The organism is Moheibacter sp. (assembly GCF_049672845.1).
Classification (GTDB): domain Bacteria; phylum Bacteroidota; class Bacteroidia; order Flavobacteriales; family Weeksellaceae; genus Moheibacter.
Window position 1 is genome coordinate 1 of the sequence record NZ_JBATWT010000014.1, and the last position, 1,521, is coordinate 1,521.

Consider the following 1,521-nt stretch of genomic DNA (forward strand, 5'->3'; position numbering starts at 1 on the left):
CGCTCATCCTCGAGCCGGACGAGCAGATCTATGGTTTCGGCACCTATCTGGTGACCGGCATCACCGAGGCGCTGCGCGACACGGCCTACCACCTGGTGATCACGCCGCTGTTCCGGCATGTCGAGCCGATCGAGCCGATCCGCCATATCGTGCGCAACCGCATGGCCGACGGGGTGATCTTCTCCAAGGCGGAATTCTACGACGAGCGCGTGCGCTTCCTCATCGACAACGATTTTCCCTTCGTCAGCCACGGGCGCACGCTGTGGCCGGAGCCGCATCCTTACGTCGATTTCGACAACGAGGCCTATGCCCACGGCGCGACGCTGCGGCTGGCGGCGCTGGGGTGCAAAAAAGTGTCGATGGTGCTGCCGCAAAGCGCGCTGACCTATACCGACCACCTCAAGGCGGGCATGACGCGGGCGGCAAAGCAGGCGGGCATCGCCTGCGAATTCGCCGCCGACATCAACCTCGAAAGCCCCACCGACGCCATCCGCAACTACGTCATCAAGCGCTCGCGCCGCCCGGACGGCCCGGACGGCTATGTCTGCGCCTCGGAAATTTCCGCGCTGGCCGTATTGGGGGGGCTGGCCGAGGCCGGCAAGACCGTGGGCCAAAACGCCCATGTGGTCACCAAGCAGTCTTCGGCCATGTTCATGCAGTTCCAGCCGGCCGCCGAGACGGTGCAGGAGGATTTCGTCGAGGCGGGCCGCAATCTGGGCCGGGTGCTGCTGCGGCGCATCGCCGGGGAAACGACCGACCTCACCCATATGCTGCATCCGCGCTTCGACTGGAACGACGGCAAGCCGTAACAAGCTGGGACGTGCGAAAGCGCCGCCCGGGCATTTTTGCCTTTACGGTTGCACGGCGACGGGCGGCCTTTGACTCAAGCCGTTGGGATAACAGGGGAGCCAAGGGCCGCCCGTCACGGCATCGGCTTGCTTAGGGGGTCCGGTCTCAGGCGGTACCGATATTGCAGGTCCGGCTGCCGATTTTCTACCCACGCAGGGGAACGCCTTCCCCATCCGATCCTCCCCGCCCGGCCCTGCGTCGGGGCCGCGTGACTGGCGGGGATGGGAGCAAGGATAGGGGACGGTTGAGGGAGCGGGGAGAGTTTTTTGGGAAGGGCTTGGTTTTTCTCACCTTCACCGGGGCTGCCACCGGGCGAAGACCCGGTGGCCTGTTTCCACCGGCTCGGGCTCCCTTGTTGGCCCCCGGATCAGGTCCGGGGGCAGCCACGGAGGGCGGGAACGGGTGGGGGTAGGTGCCGAGGGGCCGGTCCCCCTCACCCGTCTCGCGCTGCGCGCGATCCACCCTCTCCCACAAGGGGAGAAGGAAACTCAGTGCCGCCCCACCCGCCGGGCTACCCCTCTCCCCTCGTGGGAGAGGGTGGATCGCGCCTAGCGCGAGACGGGTGAGGGGGTCGGCCCATCGGCCCCTACCCCGATCTCTCCCCACCCACCATGGCTGCCCCCGGGCTCGACCCGGGGGCCGACAAGGGAGCCTGAGCTGATGGACGAGGCC

General features: G+C 67.1%; 1 protein-coding gene. It reads left to right on the forward strand.

Going from position 1 to position 1,521, the window contains the following annotated elements:
* Positions 1–809 (forward strand): substrate-binding domain-containing protein (locus WBF63_RS06610; protein ID WP_424368923.1); only part of this gene is annotated, 809 nt, incomplete at its 5' end.
* Between the last annotated feature and the right edge of the window lie 712 nt (positions 810–1,521).